Annotated in this window: 17 protein-coding genes; 10 read left to right on the top strand and 7 right to left on the bottom strand. The window is 41.8% G+C overall.

Annotated features, from left to right (window positions below; all coding sequences use genetic code 11):
* Nucleotides 1-110: 110 nt before the first annotated feature.
* Both KFE26_RS02370 and yjeH read right to left on the bottom strand, forming a co-directional pair.
* Nucleotides 111-935 (bottom strand): HDOD domain-containing protein, encoded by an 825-nt coding sequence (locus KFE26_RS02370; RefSeq protein ID WP_131525752.1) that lies wholly within the window; start codon nt 933-935, stop codon nt 111-113.
* Between the two features lie 287 nt (nt 936-1,222).
* Nucleotides 1,223-2,485 carry an L-methionine/branched-chain amino acid transporter gene (gene yjeH, locus KFE26_RS02365; RefSeq protein WP_212599542.1) on the bottom strand — a complete coding sequence of 421 codons (1,263 nt, stop codon included), beginning with the start codon at nt 2,483-2,485 and terminating at the stop codon, nt 1,223-1,225.
* 251 nt (nt 2,486-2,736) lie between these two features.
* Here yjeH and KFE26_RS02360 point away from each other — a divergent pair, with 251 nt between their 5' ends.
* Nucleotides 2,737-3,168: an Lrp/AsnC family transcriptional regulator gene (locus KFE26_RS02360; protein ID WP_006079646.1), complete on the top strand. Its 432-nt coding sequence runs from the start codon at nt 2,737-2,739 to the stop codon at nt 3,166-3,168.
* Nucleotides 3,169-3,437: 269 nt separating this feature from the next.
* Here KFE26_RS02360 and nrfD read toward each other — a convergent pair whose 3' ends face one another.
* The 4 genes from nrfD to KFE26_RS02340 form a co-directional block, all read right to left on the bottom strand.
* Nucleotides 3,438-4,379, bottom strand: coding sequence for a cytochrome c nitrite reductase subunit NrfD (gene nrfD / locus KFE26_RS02355; RefSeq protein ID WP_105250593.1), 942 nt, complete (start codon nt 4,377-4,379; stop codon nt 3,438-3,440).
* Nucleotides 4,376-5,062: a 4Fe-4S dicluster domain-containing protein gene (locus KFE26_RS02350; protein ID WP_105250594.1), complete on the bottom strand. Its 687-nt coding sequence runs from the start codon at nt 5,060-5,062 to the stop codon at nt 4,376-4,378. The genes nrfD and KFE26_RS02350 overlap by 4 nt, the downstream gene beginning before the upstream one ends.
* Nucleotides 5,063-5,066: 4 nt before the next feature.
* A complete protein-coding gene (locus tag KFE26_RS02345) occupies nt 5,067-5,531 on the bottom strand; it encodes a cytochrome c3 family protein (protein ID WP_105250595.1) in 465 nt (154 codons plus the stop codon).
* A 76-nt stretch (nt 5,532-5,607) separates the two neighbouring features.
* The gene (locus KFE26_RS02340; RefSeq protein ID WP_105250596.1) at nt 5,608-6,084 is read right to left on the bottom strand and encodes a DUF2726 domain-containing protein; all 477 of its coding nucleotides are present in this window, start codon (nt 6,082-6,084) and stop codon (nt 5,608-5,610) included.
* 409 nt (nt 6,085-6,493) lie between these two features.
* Between KFE26_RS02340 and KFE26_RS02335 the strand changes: the two genes are divergently transcribed.
* From KFE26_RS02335 to menE, 5 genes are all read left to right on the top strand, one after another.
* Nucleotides 6,494-7,462, top strand: a complete 969-nt coding sequence (locus KFE26_RS02335; protein WP_105250597.1) for a LysR family transcriptional regulator — start codon at nt 6,494-6,496, stop codon at nt 7,460-7,462.
* A gap of 185 nt (nt 7,463-7,647) precedes the next feature.
* A complete protein-coding gene (gene menD / locus KFE26_RS02330; RefSeq protein ID WP_212599541.1) occupies nt 7,648-9,369 on the top strand; it encodes a 2-succinyl-5-enolpyruvyl-6-hydroxy-3-cyclohexene-1-carboxylic-acid synthase in 1,722 nt (573 codons plus the stop codon).
* Nucleotides 9,369-10,157, top strand: coding sequence for a 2-succinyl-6-hydroxy-2,4-cyclohexadiene-1-carboxylate synthase (gene menH, locus KFE26_RS02325; RefSeq protein WP_212599540.1), 789 nt, complete (start codon nt 9,369-9,371; stop codon nt 10,155-10,157). The genes menD and menH overlap by 1 nt, the downstream gene beginning before the upstream one ends.
* A gap of 26 nt (nt 10,158-10,183) precedes the next feature.
* Nucleotides 10,184-11,296, top strand: coding sequence for an o-succinylbenzoate synthase (gene menC / locus KFE26_RS02320; protein ID WP_212599539.1), 1,113 nt, complete (start codon nt 10,184-10,186; stop codon nt 11,294-11,296).
* Nucleotides 11,262-12,704, top strand: coding sequence for an o-succinylbenzoate--CoA ligase (menE, locus tag KFE26_RS02315; RefSeq protein WP_409437972.1), 1,443 nt, complete (start codon nt 11,262-11,264; stop codon nt 12,702-12,704). The genes menC and menE overlap by 35 nt, the downstream gene beginning before the upstream one ends.
* A gap of 4 nt (nt 12,705-12,708) precedes the next feature.
* On the opposite strand, the gene KFE26_RS02310 is transcribed toward menE, so the two are convergent.
* The gene (locus KFE26_RS02310; RefSeq protein ID WP_212599537.1) at nt 12,709-13,938 is read right to left on the bottom strand and encodes an EAL domain-containing protein; all 1,230 of its coding nucleotides are present in this window, start codon (nt 13,936-13,938) and stop codon (nt 12,709-12,711) included.
* Between the two features lie 326 nt (nt 13,939-14,264).
* Between KFE26_RS02310 and KFE26_RS02305 the strand changes: the two genes are divergently transcribed.
* From KFE26_RS02305 to KFE26_RS02290, 4 genes are all read left to right on the top strand, one after another.
* Complete coding sequence (locus KFE26_RS02305) at nt 14,265-14,891, top strand: response regulator transcription factor (RefSeq protein WP_212599536.1); 627 nt, start codon at nt 14,265-14,267, stop codon at nt 14,889-14,891.
* Nucleotides 14,888-18,487 (top strand): ATP-binding protein, encoded by a 3,600-nt coding sequence (locus KFE26_RS02300; protein ID WP_212599535.1) that lies wholly within the window; start codon nt 14,888-14,890, stop codon nt 18,485-18,487. Before KFE26_RS02305 ends, KFE26_RS02300 begins: the two co-directional genes overlap by 4 nt.
* Nucleotides 18,488-18,991: 504 nt before the next feature.
* A complete protein-coding gene (locus KFE26_RS02295) occupies nt 18,992-19,267 on the top strand; it encodes a hypothetical protein (protein WP_212599534.1) in 276 nt (91 codons plus the stop codon).
* Between the two features lie 46 nt (nt 19,268-19,313).
* Nucleotides 19,314-19,997: a molecular chaperone gene (locus KFE26_RS02290; RefSeq protein WP_212599533.1), complete on the top strand. Its 684-nt coding sequence runs from the start codon at nt 19,314-19,316 to the stop codon at nt 19,995-19,997.
* The last annotated feature ends 120 nt before the right edge of the window (nt 19,998-20,117 follow it).

Here is a 20,117-nt window from a genome sequence, read left to right as displayed (position 1 = left end):
CCGTTTCCCATTCACGCGATGGTCTTCTTAAGACTAAATTGATATCGCTCTTTGGCTAAAAATATTTTTACTGCAGCCCTACTCACCAAAACACTAAGCGAAACAAAATTCTAAGCTAACGCTTTACCGATCTCATATCCCGAACCGTGTAATTCAGTCAACTTAGTCCTTAGCCCGCCCATCTCCATCTTCAATCCTTTCTTAGTCGCTAATTGAGATAACCAACTGGTTTTCTCCTCATCCTCAATCGTATCCCACTCATCTAGAACTTTGTAAGATAAGCATAATAACGCAGCAAGTTTTGAAAATGGGTTTGAATCCTTAGGGTGGTCTTGATACAAAATGCCTTGCACTAACGCTGGTGTAAACTTCCAATTTTTCGCTAGTAATGCGCCAATATCCGGGGAGTCATATCCGAGTAACTCGCGCTCAAACTGATGCTTATCTTTGCCCTGCGCCACAGCTTCGGCAATTTTCGCCGCATCTTCAGGCGATACTGCCGCAATCAATAGATCGCCAATACGATGTAAGATACCGCAAGTAAAAGCTTCTTCTGGTACAGCACCACAACGCTTTGCCATTTCTTGACTATAAAGCGCAATCTCAAAGGTTTGCCCCCAAAACTGGGCTAAATCTATTCCTTCACACTTAGGGACTGCACCAATCACCGCCGATGCGAGCACTAAGGTTCGTAGGGTTTGCATCCCAAGACGCACAACAGCTTCATCGATAGTGCCAACCTCTCGACTGCGTCCATAGTGGGCACAGTTAGCAAGGCGTAACACCCTAGCGCTGATTAAGGGATCGTGTGAAACTTTAGTGGCAATGCTTTTTACTGTCGCATTGTCATCATTGACCGCATCTAACAATTCACTGATCGCCTTAGGTAACCTAGGTAACTCATCGACACGATTGAGCAACGCAGCTGAATCCATATTTATTCTCCTTCCGTATGAATGATCAAAATATAGAACACAAGTTATCGCCTCGCTCACCGAGATACATTAAATATCAGTAATGTGCAGTCCTTCGGCAACAAAGCTTGGCAGCCATCAGACTTAAGGTTTACCTCTTTATTTCATTCAATTTAATCGCACTCAATCTTATCCAGTTTCGAAATCCACTAAGCCACACAAAAAAGCCCCAAACTCTTATGACAATAAAGAGTTCGGGGCTTTCTTAATTAATCCATCATGTTGATTTAGCCCAGAGGGGGCGAATATTACTCAGGTAACGCCAAACTTTGTTTGCGACTAATATGGGTCTTTTGCCACCACAAAAATGGCGCTACCACTAAGATCAACACAAGCACATAGGACATACTTGCACCTAGGGCAAAACCTAATACTAAGCAAAACGCACAACCCAGCGCCACCAGCGGCCAATTGTGCCGTGGTAATAACTTAGCGGCAGCGAGCATAGCCATCAAATAGATCACCACAAATACGCCGTTGCTCCATGCAATAAGGTGCTCTAACTCTTGCCCGGTAAGGTAAGTCAGTACGATCACGCTTGCCATCACAGATAACAGCGCAGCAAGTGCGCGAATGGGCACACCATGGGCATTCTTAACGGCAAAGAAGCGCGGTAAAATGCCTTCACAACTAAAACTCCAGACCAGACGTGCCGCACTAGCCGCATACACGTTAACGGTTGCCAATCCACTTGCGATACCTAACACACCAATCACTTGCGCACCGTAACCACCGAGCAGTTGGTCAAACACGCCGATCATGGCGACACTTTTATCTGTCGGCACTAATAGCAATAAAAGTGTACAAGCCACATAAATCACGCCCACCAGCACTGTGCCCATCATCATAGCGGGGATCATATCCTGCTGCGGACGACGAAAATCATCGGCAAGATGGGTCATAGCTTCTATACCCAAGAAACTCCAAAAAGCGATGCCAGCGGCAATCATCACGGTCGGCATTTCAGGCATACCATGGCTAGCAAGTGTCGTGAGATGACCTTGCTGAAAACTACTCGCACCAAACAAGACCACAACAACGGCGACTATGCAAAGTGTCAGGCCAAATTGCAGCTTAGCCGACACTTGAATGCCTCTTAAATTAATCAGAAACAAGCCAAAAATCACGAGTATTTCAACACCAACCTTGGACCAACCCGATATCGGGATTAAGGCATTCACAAACTGAAAGGTCATCAAAATCGCGGCCGGAGCCCCCATGGGCACAACCAGTAAAAAGATCAGTCCAATTGTTCGACCAGCAGTGCGACCAAAGGCTGTTTCGACAAAGTAAGCGGGGCCTGCGGCATGGGGAAATACACTCGCTAAACGACCAAAGACCAGTGCCACAGGAATAATGGCCAAGGTCAACAAGATCCATGCGACTAAGGCGCCAGAATGCGCTTTTTCAATAGTCATCTGAGGCAAAATAAATACCCCTGTACCGAGCAAAGTAGTCGCCATTAAACCCGCACCTTGCCAACGACCTATAGTTCCGCTATTTGAATTCATCTGTTAATATTCTGTGGTTTTTGAGCTGTCAGTATAATGAGATTTCGCCCTACAATCTGCCGTTAATTTCAGTGTTCTCCACATCCAATACCGGCAAAATCGCGGCAAATAACGTTATTTCCATCAAAATGACGGCCAGCTTAAATTTTGGTAAAATTTTAAGCAAAAATACTCAGAAAATTCTGTGTTTATTCAAACCAATGGCAAAATAACACACAGATTCAATATAGCCATTTTCACTGGAGTCACCCTTGGATAAATTCGATACGGCCATCATTCATAGTTTGCGTCAGGATGCGCGCCAGAGCGTGTCGAATATCGCCGAACAGGTCAATCTATCCCGTAGTGCAGTTGCCGAGCGCATAAAAAAGCTCGAACAAACTGGAGTGATCCGTGGCTATCAAGTGCTCTTGAGTGAGTCGCAAAAAGAAGGAGTATCGGCTTATTTCGAAATCCAGCATCAATGTCCACGTTGCGCCGACGTGGTACACGTATTCCAAGCGATCCCCGAAGTGATTACCTGCCGTGGTATTTCTGGTGATATGGATTTACTCGTGTACGTGCATGCGCCCTCGATGCGCCGCCTGCATGAGATCCGTGAGTATATCGACACTCACACTGACATCATCAAGATCAAAACCCATGTGGTAATGAGTGAATGGATTAATAACCTCGGCGAGTAAATCGTGCCTCCCTAAAACAAGAAACGCCACCCTTAGGAATAAGGTGGCGAGGCCCGTTTGGAGGCAGGGCAAAATATTGAAGTGTAAAATATGGCATCCTTGCCCAGCGACCTCCCTGTTACACAACCAACCGCGGCTAGACTTAACCCTTGAGAGCTCAGCCAGCGCCGCAAGGGCCTCATCTACAATGTTTTCCTTTGACATTGTTTCCGCGATCCGTCGATTCCATTGATTATTATGATTTTTTCGTCATTAATTAACGGTACGCCTTAAGCGATCGTCATTTGTCCTGTATAGAGTATGAAGTTACGTAGCAGTAATACCCCGATCAAGCTCAAGCAAGCCGTCCCCGCTACATAGGCCCATTTCCGTTTAGATGTCGCCGTCATAAATAGATTCATCGCCAATGGTCCAGACAAACCGAGTCCAATAATACCAAGCCAGAAAATCCATCCCCAGAAGCCATACCCTAAGGCATTAAAGGCGGCAATTTTACTCTGTCCACCTGTTAGCACTAAGCCCATAAAGAAGGTAAAAATCAGCACGATTTCAACTAAAATCAGTGGGATTTCAACCTTGTGGATAAAGTGCACCTCTTTGTCATTAGGTTTGCCATTCATCAACACGCCACCGAGTAAAGATGATGCCGCACCGGAAGACAAACCAGATGCCAAAAACAGCAGAGGTAACACAGGGTTTTTAAGCATGGGATAGCCTGGCAAGGCCGAGAGCAGGAAGCCTGTATACGCGCCCAATGCCAAGGATAGAATCACGAGCAATCCTGTAATTGTCGCTTCAAATCGAGCCAATAATGCGGTCAACTTAAGCACAATAGGAAAGCGTGTTTCACACCAAGCATCAACAGGTTTACGGAAGGTTAAACCAATCCACATAAACATGAATACTTGGTAAATCAGCAGAATAAGCACGCCCATCGACATGACAGATTTAGGGTTGTAGAACACCAAAATCTTCCAAAAATCGAGAGGTTTAGTTAAGTCTGCGACCAATATCCCTAACCCGGCCATCACAGCTACAGGCGCGACGATACAAGCGGCTCGTACAAAACCAGACTGATAGGCGTTTTGCTTCAAAACAAAATGTTTCAACAGTACGGCGAAGAACATGGCTCCCGCAGATACACCCGCTAAAAACAGGTAAATTGCAATCGGCCAATGCCACACTAAGGTATCAAAATGTAGGGCACTCATAGTATCACCTCCCCTGATTTTGCAACGATACGGAACAATTTAGGTCTCGTTCCAAGATCAACCTTAGTGCGCTGGGTTGGATTAGACCGCAGAACTTGAACAACCTCAGAAGTCGGATCTTTTAAATTACCGAACACGAGTGCCTTTGTTGGGCAAGCAGCAACACAGGCAGGTTGTTTACCTTGAGCTAGGTTAGTTTCTCGGCAGAAATCACACTTATCCGCCGCATGGGTGACAGGATTAATAAAACGGACTTGATAAGGACAAGCTGCAATACAGTATTGGCAACCTACGCATTTCCATGCATCGACAGAAACGATACCCGTTTCTTTATCAATAAATGCAGCTCCCGTTGGACATACATTTACACAGGGCGCGTCTTCACAATGCTGACAAGACTTGCGACTAAAGTGATAAAACTGATTAGGGTATTCGCCAAAGGGACCCGCTTGCTTAATTTGAAGCCTAGAAACACCTTCGGGTACATTATTCACCTCACGACAAGCCACCTCACACGCTTGGCAACCTATACACTTAGTTTCATCATGAATAAGTGCATATTTGACATCAGGTTCTGCTTTAACACTATCCGATGCATTCACTGTGGCGAGTAATGATGCACCTGTAGCGCCGGCAAATAAGGCACAGGTGCCTTTTAGAAATCTTCTTTTTGAATTTTCCATAACCTTACTCCTGCTTGCCAGTGTGGCAACTGCTACATAGCTCACTGCGAACCTTCGGCGTCATATCCGCCATTGGATCCGTTGGGCTATGTAATTTATGGCAGGCGGCACAAGGCACTTTTTGAGCATGTACGTTATGCGTCCAATCTGCTCCACTGAGTTTTTTCTTGGTATGACACTTCTGACACACTCTCAGCTGAACCGTCAGATCCGACGATTCTTCCATACCAAAGACCACCATATCATTCGGTTTCTTAGGGTGGTCGCCCTTTTCTCCATGACAGGAAGAACAGCTCATTTTCATCGCATCTTGACCATGATGCCCTAACATTTGACCATTACGCTTGTGACACTTCATACAAGCATCACTGTTAATTTGATTGGCTGGCTCAGCACTCATTGCAGAAAAGCTTAAAAGCAACGCAGCAGCACCTAAGCGTAACGACCACAGCCATTGTCTTTTGGACATAGGAAGTCCTCACATTTATCCGTAGGAAGGTAAAGAAGGGGTCGAGTTCGGATAATTCCGAACCCGACGGTCAAGATCACACAGCCAAGGCTTGCTTAAGACTCTGAGTATCCCACTGTTTATGCTGGTTCATTTCAATGAAACTGATATTGAACTTGCTAAACAGTTTTTTCAGTGGTGAGTTAGTTTCTTTGCCAAAATCACTGATAACCATTTTCACTTCAGATGAATCATGGTCGATCAATACATAATCGAGTCGGCATTCATGATTTAATTCCGTATCATGTTTGTCCATCTCAAATACAGTGTCTAATGGCACGTTACAACAAACATCGTATTTACCTTCAACAACTGTTTTTAATGATTTAAAAAAATTGAAGCTTTGTTTATCAAACAATACTGGTTTAAGTTTCATCTCATGATGTGCGGCTTCATCAGGACCTGCTTTAAAAAACTTAATGCAAGTCATGACAAACATCACAAACACGAATGGTACTGCTACGAATAGTACGAAGTACATAAACGCATAGCTGAGAATGACTGAAGTATTCATACACGCCTCCAAAAACTAATTTATTTTTTGTTATCTCCTTTAAAGCAACTTTAGTATTATTTGAAAACACTTATCTTTTCTTGACACATGTCACACTTGCAAGTAACAACTTAAATATAAACAATGATTTACACGACTCATCACATTGCAAAATTATGTAAATCTTAAATACAAATATTGATACTTGATAATTCAGTATTTGCATTTTAAATATGTAAATATTAGTTTTTGAAATTTTAAATTTTATGAAAAACCATTTTAAATATTAAAAATAAAACAAAAAAACCTTTGATACACATAGATAAAATCTAGATCCAAAACTTGGGATTAGTTTCACATTAAAATTATTAATTAGCACCATAATTAGGCGTTGATTTAAGTATTTGCTCAATATTAAGGAATATAAAAAATGCACATTAGTAACATGGATGGCCTCGATATTCTGAGTTTAAAAATACTTGTTTCATTATATGAGAACAAGTCAGCAACCTATGTATCGAAAGCGCTAGACATTCCAGCTCCTAAAATCAGCCGTAGCCTTAAAAATCTACGGGAAATTTTTGGTGATGAGTTATTTATTCGTCGTAAATATGGCTTATTCCCAAATGAGTTTGCTACTCATTTATATCCAATTGCAAAAGAAGCAATTGAGTGTACTGATAAGTTTCAAAAAGCCAGAATAGCAAACACTCGCCAAGTTAAGACACATGTCGAAATTGCAGCACCAGGGTTAATTGCCTACACCTTTCCTAAAGCCTTGATGCAGGCTATTAAAGAAGAGCAAAAACCCATGCACATTAATATAAACCCTTGGTCTATGCATACGACTCAAGACATTATTAATGGTGATACAACCCTAGGTATTTGTTGCAATAAAAGTGCTGCCGATGTTGCCGCCTTCGGCGATAAACTGCTAACGACTGAATTGCAACGTATGGACAAACTCTACCTGATTGCTAGCAGGCATCATCCTATTTTTAAACGGGAAATCACCCTAGAAACGATTGCGGAATACCCCTATGTCAATACGGATCTTGGTAATCCCAGCACCAAATTGAGTCCATACCAAGAGTTTTGCATAACGAATGGCATTAAACTCAATACTGAAATTACCATTACCAGTATTTCAAGTTTGTTTGAATATCTAGGCGAAAGTAATGCAGTCTCCCTATTGCCTTATCGGATAGTTTACGAAATGGTGAGCGATATTCCTGAACTGCATACGTGTCAACTATCGCAGTATGAAGCAGAACGTTTATATGCAGATACAGAAACCCCAACGATTTTCTTAGTGCAAAAAAATCAGCCTAATGCAATCAATGAGGACTTGAAATGGTTAAGCGGAGAGATTAAAAAAATCGTCGATCGTATTATCTAGCCAAGCAATAGTTCAACATATCCAAACAACAAACCACCGATACACGAGGTGACAGGCATCCTCTGCCTTAGCTTAGGCTCCACCTCAGCCCCCATGCGATCCACTCGAGAATTGTTAAACCAAGCATACATCTTGGAGCATAAACACGTTACACTAAGCCCATCTTTATCCTAATAGATTCAGCTATGCGGACCGAAAATACAGCCACTCTTAATCTTATTTGGGGCGCCCTTATTCTTGAGGAGTTAGCACGTCTTGGCGTGCAACATGTGTGTATGGCGCCGGGCTCGCGCTCAACACCGTTAACCCTCGCCGCCGCCCAGCAAACTAAACTCCAACGTCACTTACATTTCGACGAACGTGGGCTCGGCTTTATGGCCTTAGGTCTAGCCAAAGCCAGCCGCGGACCGGTCGCCATCATTACGACCTCAGGCACAGCAGTCGCCAACTTGTACCCTGCCATTGTGGAGGCGTGGCTGACCCATGTACCTTTAATCGTCTTAAGTGGCGATCGTCCGCCAGAATTACTCGGCTGCGGTGCTAATCAAGCCATAGTCCAACCGGGAATTTTTGCGAATTATGCCACTCAAGTGAATTTGCCAACACCGGATACACATATCGCACCGCAGGCGTTGCTTACCACAGTGGATGAAGCAGTGGCGAATCAAACTCGTCCAGTGCACATCAACTGCATGTACCGTGAGCCCTTGTATCCGAGTGAACTCGGTGGCGCGATTCTCGATGCCGAATCACCCTACCTCAAACCATTGCAAACTTGGCTGCAGCTCGCACGCCCGTATACCCAATACGGTAAGAGCAAACTGGTGAGCAGCCCAAGTGACGATGCCATTATGCGGTTCGTCCACGGTAAAGGGGTGATCGTTGTCGGCACTCTCACGCCTGAACAAGATCCACAGCAACTAATTGCCCTATCGCAAAAAATCGGCTGGCCATTACTTACTGATGCCCAGTCGCAACTGCGTCAGCATCCCGCGGCGATAGGTAATATTGATCAACTGCTGCAACATCCAAGGGCGCGTAATCTATTGCAGGAAGCGGATCGTGTACTCGTATTCGGCGGCCGTTTATTATCAAAACGCTTGATAGGTTATCTCGCCGAGCAAAATTGGCACAGCTATTGGCAGGTTTTACCAGAACAAGACAGGCTTGACCCTAGCCACAATGCTAAACACATTTGGCACGCGAATGCACAGCAGTTTGCAGCCTTAAATTGGTATCGCTCATCCTCGGCAAACTGGGCGAATACCCTAATCACCTATAACGATGAATTGCATAACTTATTTGTGCGCAATATCGACCAAGGGGAATTTGGTGAAGCACAAGTTGTGCGGGCCATCGCCAATACTCGTCCGCTAGAACAGCAGCTTTTTATCGGCAATAGCCTGCCTGTACGCTTGTACGACATGTATGCCCCTGTCAGTTGTTGTACGGCAACCACTTATACTAATCGTGGCGCATCAGGTATTGACGGACTACTCGCCACCGCCTGCGGTATTGCGGCCCATGAAGGCAAACCCACGAGTTTAATCATCGGTGATTTATCACAACTGCACGATCTTAACTCGCTAGCCATCGCTAAAGGCTTAACCAGCCCGCTGGTGATAGTGATCCTCAATAACGATGGCGGTAACATCTTCAACTTATTGCCTGTTCCCAATGAACAAGTCCGTAGCGATTATTATCGACTCAGCCACGGTTTAGAATTTGGCTACGCCGCAGCTATGTTTAATTTGCCCTATAATCAAGTGGATAATCTAGCCGATTTTCAAGATAGCTATAATGAAGCGCTGGATTTTCAGGGGGCTTCGATCATTGAAGTCAATGTAAGTCAAACACAAGCCAGCGACCAAATCGCCGAGCTCAACTTGTGGGTGAAACAAAGCTAATGCCAACCATGGCCCGTTACGGCAATTCTTCACTACCGACCTTAGTGTTACTGCATGGCTTTTTAGGCACTAAGACCGACTGGTTGCCGTTAATGCCTGCGCTAAGCCAGCACTTTCACTGTATTTGCTTAGATCTGCCGGGCCACGGGGATAACCAAAAAGAGTTGAAGCCAACCGAATTAGATGGATTTAACCAATGTGTTGAAGATGTGTTGGCACACCTGAATGGCCTTCATATTGGTCAATTCCATCTCTATGGTTATTCTCTCGGTGGCCGTATTGCTCTGCACCTTGCCAAAGCCTATCCAGAAAGACTTCTGAGCCTAAACCTCGAATCCTGCCATCCTGGACTTACAGACCCGCAAGAAAAACTTGCCAGAACCCAAAATGATGCCCAGTGGGCCGAGCGTTTACTGCATCTGAATAGCAAAGACTTTTTAAGCTTGTGGTATCAGCAGCCCGTATTTGCCGATATGACGGCTACCAAACGAAAAACCTTAATCGAGCATCGTTCTGCAGCATTAGATCTGCATCCTAAACAGCGGCTTAAAGAGGTATTCATAGCCACCTCACTCGCACACCAAGCATCGATGTGGGATGTACCTTTGCAGCTTACCTGTGAGTGCCATTTCTTTGCGGGCAACCAAGATGCCAAGTTCCACGCCCTCGCCCAAGAGTGGCAATTACACGCGCCCATCCTCGTCCATAGTATTCACGGCGCCGGCCACAACATACACCAAGCCGCTCCCGAGGCATTAACCTCAAAAATAGTGAAGTTGCTAGGGTAATGACAGAATTAAAATGTAGGAAATATATGATATTAACTTCGCTTAACCTGTATCAATATCGACTACCGCTCGACGTATTATTGCCCGTCGGTAAGCAACGTATCGATCACAGAGCGGGATTAGTACTACAAGCCAGTGTAAGTGCCAGCGCTAATGTTGGTGGCGAGCATAGACAAGTCGAAGTTGAAATTGCCCCACTCTCTGGCATAGATGTCGATGAACAAGCCTTGATGGGTTTCAGCCGTGAAACACTCACTCAAGTGCAAACGGCTTTGACTGGATTATTACCCCAACTCTGCGGTCAGCATATTGATACATTGCTGGAATGCGCCGAGCAAAGCCCTTACCCTTCTCTGGCCTTTGGTTTAAGTCTGTTACATGCCAAGTTAATGGGCAAACTCGATGCCATTCGTCCACAAACGGCCACAGTCCCTTTGATTTATCATCCAACGGATGCCAGCAAAGACTTGCTCGATAGCAAAATTGCCGCCCTTGGCAGGGATGTTCGTTCGGTTAAAGTCAAAGTCGCGCAAACTTCAATCGAAGATGAACTAAGCCTGATTTATGGCATTTTACGTACCCGCCCCGATCTCAAATTGCGTTTGGATGCGAACCGAGGGTTTACACTTGAGCAAGCAATCGAATTTGCCGCTTGCTTGCCCCTAGAGACCATAGAGTACATTGAGGAACCTTGCCTGAATCCTCATGATAATCATGAATTTTATCAAGCAATTGGTATACCCTACGCCCTCGATGAATCGCTCAACGATCCAGAATACCAGTTTGTAATGCAAAATGGCCTGACTGCGCTTGTCATCAAGCCTATGCTGCTCGGCAGTATCGAAAAGCTAGCTAATTTAATCGATACGGCGCAAAGCTATGGCGTACGTTGCATTATCAGTTCGAGTCTAGAGAGCAGTTTAGGCATTAATGATCTGGCTTATTTAGCCGCGATTCTCACTCCCGATGAAATCCCTGGGCTCGATACCCTCAGCGCCTTTAGCCAAGATTTAATCGTGTCATCGGGTAAAAAATACTGCCTCACACTCGCGCAACTTGAGCCCATTGCACTGCATACCATTGATTCAATGCAACAAAATGATGATGCAGCTAAAAGTGAGGGAAACGAGTTTGTCTAATGCCAGCCTATCAAAACCGCTTGCACTGTCACCCGTGCACCAAGCTGCGCTTGCGTTTCCACAGCAGACAGCCATCAAGTTGGCGGGGCAAGACATTAGCTACTCAGAGCTTAGCCAGCGCGTAATCGCACTGGCTCAGCAGCTAAGCGCTGCGGGGAGCTCAAACGGTGAGCCGCTCGCCTGTATTGCTAGCAATAATCTCGAGATGATTTGTCTCTATTGGGTCTGCATCGATATTGGAGCAATCTTTTTTCCTATCTCGCCACGTTTTCCCCTCGCTCAGATCCAAGGCTTAGTTGATCAACATCAGATCCGCTATATTTGGAGTGCTGAGGTTTACGAACTACAGAATTGTCATCACTTGCGCTTAAATTTCAATCGCGTTAGCAGTGACTTAGCCCTGCCTGTCGACTTTACTCGGCCAGCTAATGTGATTTTAACTTCAGGCTCTAGTGGCTTTCCCAAAGCGGCGGTGCATTGCTTAGCGAATCATATTGCCAATGCCGAAGGTGCCCGCAGCTTAATCCCACTCGAACAAGGTGATGCTTGGCTACTCTCCTTGCCCTTATTCCATATTGGCGGTCTTGCGATATTAAACCGCTGTGCCTTAGTCGGTGCCAGTGTTGTCCTGCCAGATCAAGCGCTTAGCCTTGGTCAGCAGATTGACCAAGATCAGTTGACTCACATATCTCTCGTTCCCACACAACTGAGCAAGTTACTCGTCGATACGAGCAGCAAGCTTAAAAGTATCAAAGCCCTATTGCTGGGTGGCGGCGCAGTCTCAATCGACTTACTCGAACAACTTAAGCAACGCAATATCGCCAGTTACACCAGTTACGGCATGACGGAAATGGGCTCGCAGATCACCACAGGTCACGCTTTTAGCGACGGCAGCAGTGGCAAATTACTCCCCAAGCGTGAGCTTAAAATCGAAGATGGTGTGATTTTGGTGCGCGGCGCATGCCTGTTTATGGGCTATCTCACCGCGGATGGAATACAAAAGTGCGTTGAACAAGACGGCTGGTTTTACACCAAAGACATGGGCGAATGGGACGAAAATGGTAATCTGCGTATTCTTGGTCGCGTCGATAATATGTTTATCTGCGGCGGCGAAAACATCCAGCCAGAAGAAATTGAAGCCGCGCTTAAACAGCACCCACAAATAGACGATGCAATCGTTTTCGCCATACCAGATGTACAATTTGGCAATCTCCCAGCCGCCATCATTCGCGGCAGTTTAACCCACCACCCAGAGTCGATTGCAAATACGCTCGAACTGTTCCTTGCCAACAAAATCGCCCGCTTCAAACGCCCAAGACAATATTATTCATGGCCAGAAAATAATGAACAAATAGGACTGAAAGTAAACCGAAAATCTTTGATCCGTGAGCTAACAAAAACAAGTTAGTCCACTAAAAATCAAGGCTAAGCTCCTGTAATTCTTTAAGCTGTAAACTCGCAGGGAAAAAACGTTGGATAAATGTTTGCTCATTAATAGGACGAGAAAAACAAAAGCCCTGTCCAATCGTACAGCCAAGCTGTTGCAACAATACTAATTGGGAATTTGTTTCAATACCTTCTATCACTAACTCCATATTAAGTGCTTGTGATAACGCTATCACGCTGGAAATTGCGGCTTGGCACCTAGGCTCAACACTAAGTTCACGCACAAAACAACCATCTAATTTAATTTGTGAGAAAGGCAATTCGCATAAACGTGCCAATGAAGAATGTGCAGCACCAAAATCATCAATCGCCAATTCAAATCCTTGCATTCGCAAACGGATTAAATTCTCCATATTCACTGCTGGCGCAGCCAACAGGCCCGTCTCAGTAATTTCGAGGGTAATACTTTGAGGATGAATGTTAAATTTCTTTACCATATCGACAATCTGATACACTAATTTAGTCGAATTGAGTTGAGAGATATCGAGATTATAGGCGAGAGAAATCTGATTTCCTTGCTGTTGTAGTTGCTGTTGCAGAACACAACCTTGCTTAAACAGCTGCAAGAAAAGTTCATCGAGTAAGCCGTATGAAATGAGCGGCTCAATAAATACACCTGGACCTACAATCCCAAAATCTGGGTGATTCCAGCGCGCAAGCATTTCAGCACCTTTCAAGCTAAAACCGGCGACATCAAACTTAGGTTGATAAAAACCGACGAACTGACCCAGCTTTAATGCTTGTTCGAAATCTTCAAATGCGAAGCGAGTACAAACAATTGGACGGGAAGCACTCTGACGCTTTTCAGTGCGACTATTAGTAAATCTATCAAGCATTCGCTGTAGATTCTCCACTGAGGGGCACTTTTTTAAATCTCCAAGATATTCAAAATTAAGCATTTTAATCATCTGTGATACAGCGCGCCTGAGCTCTTTATCAATACTACTAAATAATGCAACTGAAGCTATACCGTACTTCGCTTTTGCTTTACGCAAAAAAGATAGCCCATCAATACCTGCCATCATAAGATCGCAAATCACAATATCAGCATTATGATGCTCATCAAGCCAAGCAAGCGCATCTTGAGCTGCGCCAAAGGCAAAGACTTCAACATTGGCAAGAGACGCAAGATTATGCTCAAGTACTGCCCGCTGAAAGGGGTGATCTTCTAACACAATCACTCTTACCTTATCCATTGAATATCCTCAAAATTAAAATAATTTACAGCAAACAACATTTTTGATCGCTGACACATAAAATGTAGCAACTTTAAGCTAGTATGATTAGTGTGGCATTTCAAACAATTGAAATCTGATTACGTGAAACAACCACACATAAAAGTTGATACTCTAGCAGAATGAGATTTTTTTGATGATAAAGTCCACTCTCTTCACCTATTCTACGACTATTATTCATTAAGCATCACCGAACAAAATGTAGGAAAAATCCTAATCACTTGAATTTATTTCACACAAGTGACTTACAAGGATAGAATCAAATTCAAATCGTCGCGGAGTTATAAATGAAGAGAAAAATATTAATAGTAGATGATCATCCAGTTGTTGTTTTAGCACTGAAAATCATTTTGGAACAAAGTGGCTTTGAAGTGATTGCAGAAACCAATAATGGTGTTGATGCGTTAAAACTCATTAAAGAACTCTCACCCGATGCTGTCATTCTCGATATTGGCATCCCCCAGCTAGATGGATTAGAAGTGATAGAAAGATCAAGAAATCTAGTTAAGAGCCCTCCGATACTAGTATTAACTGCACAACCATCAGATCACTTTGTCTCCCGCTGTATTCAAGCCGGCGCTTCAGGTTTTGTCTCTAAACAAAAGGATATGAATGAAGTCACTGGCGCGCTTAGAGCAATTCTCAGTGGTCATTCCTATTTCCCTATTGTTAACAATAGCAACATAATATCTAAATCCAGTCAGGATGAAGTTGAACTTATAAAAAAACTCTCAACTCGCGAAATGGCAGTTCTTCAACAATTAGCAGTAGGTTTATCGAATAAAGAAATAGCCGAACGTATGCTGCTCAGCAATAAGACTATAAGTACATATAAAACACGATTACTTGAAAAGTTAAACGCAAAAACCTTAGTAGATATAATTGACATAGCTAAAAGACACCAATTAATATGAATAAATCTAATCACGTGTTTTTTTATATTATCTTTTTGTTACTGCCACTATTCTTACCTTTTTTATTATCAGCACATGCTGTAAATACACCATACTATAAATTAAGTGGGCACCCTAATCTACATCCAGAACAGATAACACTTAGTAAAGAAGAACGTGATTACGTTAATAATAAGGCAACACTTAAGGTAGGGATCTCTGCACCTGATTATCATCCATTTGACATGACTATGAATGGAGAAAGTCAATATTATGAAGGGATCAGTGCAGACAATCTACAACTGATCAGTAAAATGCTTAACATCAATATCGATATTATTCGGTATCTCACTAGAGAAGAGGTCATTAGTGCCGTAAAAACTGGTGAAATCGATTTATTAACTACAGCAAATAACTACGAAGAAAAAAACGGTCTGATTCTTTCTACTCCGTATATTTCAGATAGGCCTACAGTTTTCAGAAACATATCACTAAAAGGACCGTTAAAATCAATTTCAGTGGCCTATGAATACCTGCCAGATGATTTAGTGAAGCAAAAATTACCTGCAACAACAATCGTGACCTATCCATCGAGGCAAGCCGCGGTTGCAGCTGCGGCATTTGGACAAACAGATGCAGTTCTCATTGATCTTGCATCGGCTAATTATCTAATAAATAATGTTTATTCTGGAAAACTCACATTCGAAACCTCACTTCAGATTAATTCGAAAGGAACCGCGTTTGCGATTGCACCAAGCAACACTATTTTATTGACAGTTTTAAACAAAGCAGTGAGTTCAATATCGGCAGATGAGAATAGACTCATCAGAAAGCGATGGAGTGGTGGTGGATTTATTATACCAGAGCTAAATGAATTACCTAAATTTAATGACATTGAAAATCAGTGGATAAAAACACATCCAAAAATAAAAATGGTTGTCAATGAATACATGGCCCCATTAACATATATTGATAATTTAGGTAAGCCGGCTGGGTATGCTATAGAAACTGCGGAGCTGATTAGCTTATATTCTGGCATCGATTTCGAATATGTTGTCACTAAACACTTTTCAGAACAACAAGAACTATTGACTGACAACCAAGATATTTACCTAACAATACTCACACCAAACACAAAAAGGTCTGAGCATTTTATATTTTCTAAAGAATTCTCTACTTCTCCGTATGTTTATGTGCAACAGAAAAATACTGAAGACTCAATACTCCCAATTATAGCGGTACCTAAAGGTCATGCAGTTGAAACAGAAGTACGCCAACATCTAAAATTTAGAGAATTACTGTTTACAAGTAATTATATTGAAGCTTTAGATAAAGTTAAAAACGGCTCAGCTGACAGCACAATTATCCCTTTAAATGTTGCGGACTATTACACAAACAGCTATTTCAATGACCAACTTGAAGTTAGTCATGTGGTGAATGAAATACCGGATGTTACAGCGGCATTTGCACTAAAAAAATCTGAATATATACTCCAAGAGATCCTCAATAAAACCTTATTAACCATTCCCCCCAATGAGCTACAAGTACTTGAAAATCGCTGGAGGCTAAATACATTACCCGCAAACCAAACATGGAAAGACTACCGTTATACTATATATACGATTCTTATTGCTGCAACCATACTCATTTTAGCCTCAATTGGCTGGGCATTTTATACTCGTCGTCATTACAAACAACGTCTTGAAGCGAATCGGGCTCTTGATTCTCAATTATTATTTATGCAAGAAATTGTAGATGGTATTCCTCATCCTATATATGCACGTAATAAGGAGATGGAACTTATATTATGTAATGAAAGCTATATTGCTACTTTTAATATACCTCGAACTGAACTACTGAAAACGAACAATACAAAAAAGGCACTAAAACTGAATGAAGCTATTGAAATAGAACAAGAATATGCCAACGTACTAAAAACTGGCATAGCCAATTTCAAAGATAGAGAAATGCATATAAATGGCGTAAAGCTTAATGCTTACCATTGGTTCAAACCCTATAGAGATGCTACAGGGGAGATCGAAGGTATTGTTGGAGGCTGGATTGATATTAGTGACAGAATAAAACTTTTAGACGATCTCCAGCTGGCAAAAAATTTAGCAGAAAGTGCAAATGAAGCCAAAAGTACATTCTTAGCAACTATGAGTCATGAAATTCGTACACCTATGAATGCCATCATAGGAATGCTTGAGTTAGCCTTAAAAAGTGCTAATTCTAGACAGGTTGACTTAAATTCAATAAAAGTTGCTTATGACTCAGCCAACGGATTGCTTGAACTTATTGGTGATATTTTAGATATCGCCCGCATTGAGGCCGGCCAACTCACGCTATCACCGGTTAGAACGGAGCTAAAGTCGGTTGTGCTCTCCGTAGTCAGAGTTTTTGATGGTCTAGCACACCAAAAGGGAATAAAACTAGAGTTAGATTTTGATAAAAATATCAAGCAAGATGTGCTGGTCGATCCTATGAGAATTAAACAAATACTTTCAAATTTGATCGGCAATGCCATTAAATTTACCAACAAAGGTTCAGTGTCAATAAAAGTATATTCTGGTAATTCTGTTAACGAAAAAGCTTCATTTACCTTCACAGTTAAAGATACTGGTATAGGAATATCTGTTGAAGACCAAAAAAACCTGTTTAAACCATTTTCACAAGGGCATGGTTCCCACAACAATTATGGTGGAACTGGACTTGGCCTAATGATATCGAAATCCCTTTGTGAGATGATGGGTGGCTCTTTACATTTACAGAGTGAGGAAAACTCAGGTACCGAAGTCAAAATGGAACTTAATCTAAAACAATTGGATAATTTAGATGACATTATAGAATCTCCTGCAGTAAGAGTTTCTCAATCTAAAAGTTCATTTCAAATCCTTATTGTCGACGATCACCCAGCAAATCGCTTACTACTTGCCCAACAACTCCGCTATCTAGGACACTCAGTAGATGAGGCAGACAATGGTGAGCTGGCACTAAAAATGTTTAGAGAACATGAATACCAGTTCATAGTAACAGACTGTAATATGCCTGAAATGGACGGGTACGAGCTTAGTAAAAGAATCCGCCAGCTAGAAGAAACATTCAGATTCAATACTTGTATTATTATTGGGTATACTGCTAATGCACAGATAGAAGTAAAACAAGCCTGTCTAGATGTAGGAATGGATGAGTGCCTATTTAAGCCGATAGGCCTTACAGAACTAGATCAAGCACTCAATAAGTTTGCAGAGCGAGTACAAAAAGAAAGCAGTAAAAAATATTGTGACTTTGATGCTAATGCTATCCTTAAACTCACCAGTAACAACAAAGAACTAGCTGCTAAGCTTCTGCGAGAACTAATATCATGCAATACAAGTGACTTACAGAGTATTTTAAATTCAATTAAAAGTGAGGATTTTAGTCTAACTAAAAATCTTGCCCATAAAATAAAAGGGGCAGCAAAAATTATTGACGCGAACACCTTAATCTCTGTCTGTGAACAGATTGAGGTATCCAGTAGTTCAGAAGCAATGACACAGCTATCGACTCAACTCGAACATTGCATTCTATCACTCGAACATGAAATTAAAATTTTCTTACCGTATTTCGAAAGTTGAACCTTGTCCAATATAATTTATTAATTTAGCAAAATTTAATTAAGTATCAGCTCTTATCTGTGGTTTTTTATTTTTAGGATCGCTAATGTGAGACTATCCGCATAGCGCTCTAGCGTATGTACGCTGGAAAAATGAGTTTATTTTACTATTGTAATTTTTAGCGTACAACGCCAGTCACTCAAAGCTATAGAGCCTTTACTAGATTCAAACAAAATTATAAAAAACAATAAAATCAAAATTTTATGTTGCCATATCTATTTTAGATAGGCAATTTTACTCCTCCTTGTACTCTAACTTCCAGCTGTCATTTATGTGTTCTCTAGCCTAATTGTTAGTCCTCTCCTTTGCGCCTCCTTCAATCACTTCATCTAAAATCACATCGGATGATTTAAAATTGTGCCTACTCAACTAACGCTCAACAAAAATAACAACTTGACAACAAAAATATATCATCAATAATTCACTCATGTACAACAACGCCATCGCACCTCTAAAGGAACAACTATGAGATACACACTTCTTTCAATATTTCTTCTGATTTTTTGCGGACCAAGTTACGCAGCCACAGCTAATATCGCTTTTTATGGAGTAGTGCCGGTTAAAGCATGCAGTGTAGACAACTATCTGACGAGTGAAGAGATAAATAAAGCGATCAGTGAAGAATGCAAAATGCAAATCGAAATTTTTGACAATACAACATCACTAGCTCAATCACTATCTAGTCATATAGCAATAAAAGAAAATGATGATAACCCTATCATTATTGTTCAATATCATTAAAAACTACGTCATTCCAACAACACTTAAATGTGTTTAAGGTTCTAAGATGCGTCAATTGGTTATTATATTAAGAGGTTTGTTTATAACTGGCCTTATTACAGTTAATGCATTTTCTATTACACCACTCACTGGAACAAGAATAATATTTAATTTACCGGCAGAAAACGCATCGGCAGTTTTCAAAAACAATTCAGAAATTGAAAGAAAAATTAATGCATGGGTTACTGACATAGACAATAAAGTCGTTGAAAACTTTACCGTGCATGTCTCAAACCCACTCCTTCAAGCTAAAATGAAATCCACGATTACGATTAAAATAAGAAATAAAAATTTGATTTCAAAAAAACAAGAAAGCTTATATTGGTTAAATATAGCAGAAGATAAAAATAATCATACAAATAAAATAACCAGGATGAAGCTACTGGTTCGACCACAAGGTTTAGCATTCATTGACCTTAACAAAGATCTTATTTTTTCAGAAGACAATAAAAAAATAATGATTAAAAATGACTCAGCCCATTATATTACAATCATAAACCTAACAGTAAATCAGCAGGAAAGAATACTAGCAGAAGACTACTTAGCACCATTTTCAAGCTTAATACTAGAAAATTCATCCACACAAAATGTTCTGTCAATGAATATTATACAAGACTCTGGGATAACGTTAAATATTACAAAACACCTATATCAAGACCATAGCTTGTATACAAATAAACCCCTAAAATAGAAACACCCTGCATTTATATTTTAGCTATTCCCCCTAACCATATAATTACTAAGCACTTGTCCCATCGTGCTATAACGCACATAATGACCAGGAAGAATAGTATAAACCGTGTTTGGAGAT

This window comes from Shewanella sp. M16, assembly GCF_018224605.1.
Lineage (GTDB): Bacteria > Pseudomonadota > Gammaproteobacteria > Enterobacterales > Shewanellaceae > Shewanella > Shewanella oncorhynchi.
This window is presented reverse-complemented; position numbering and strand designations above follow the sequence as displayed.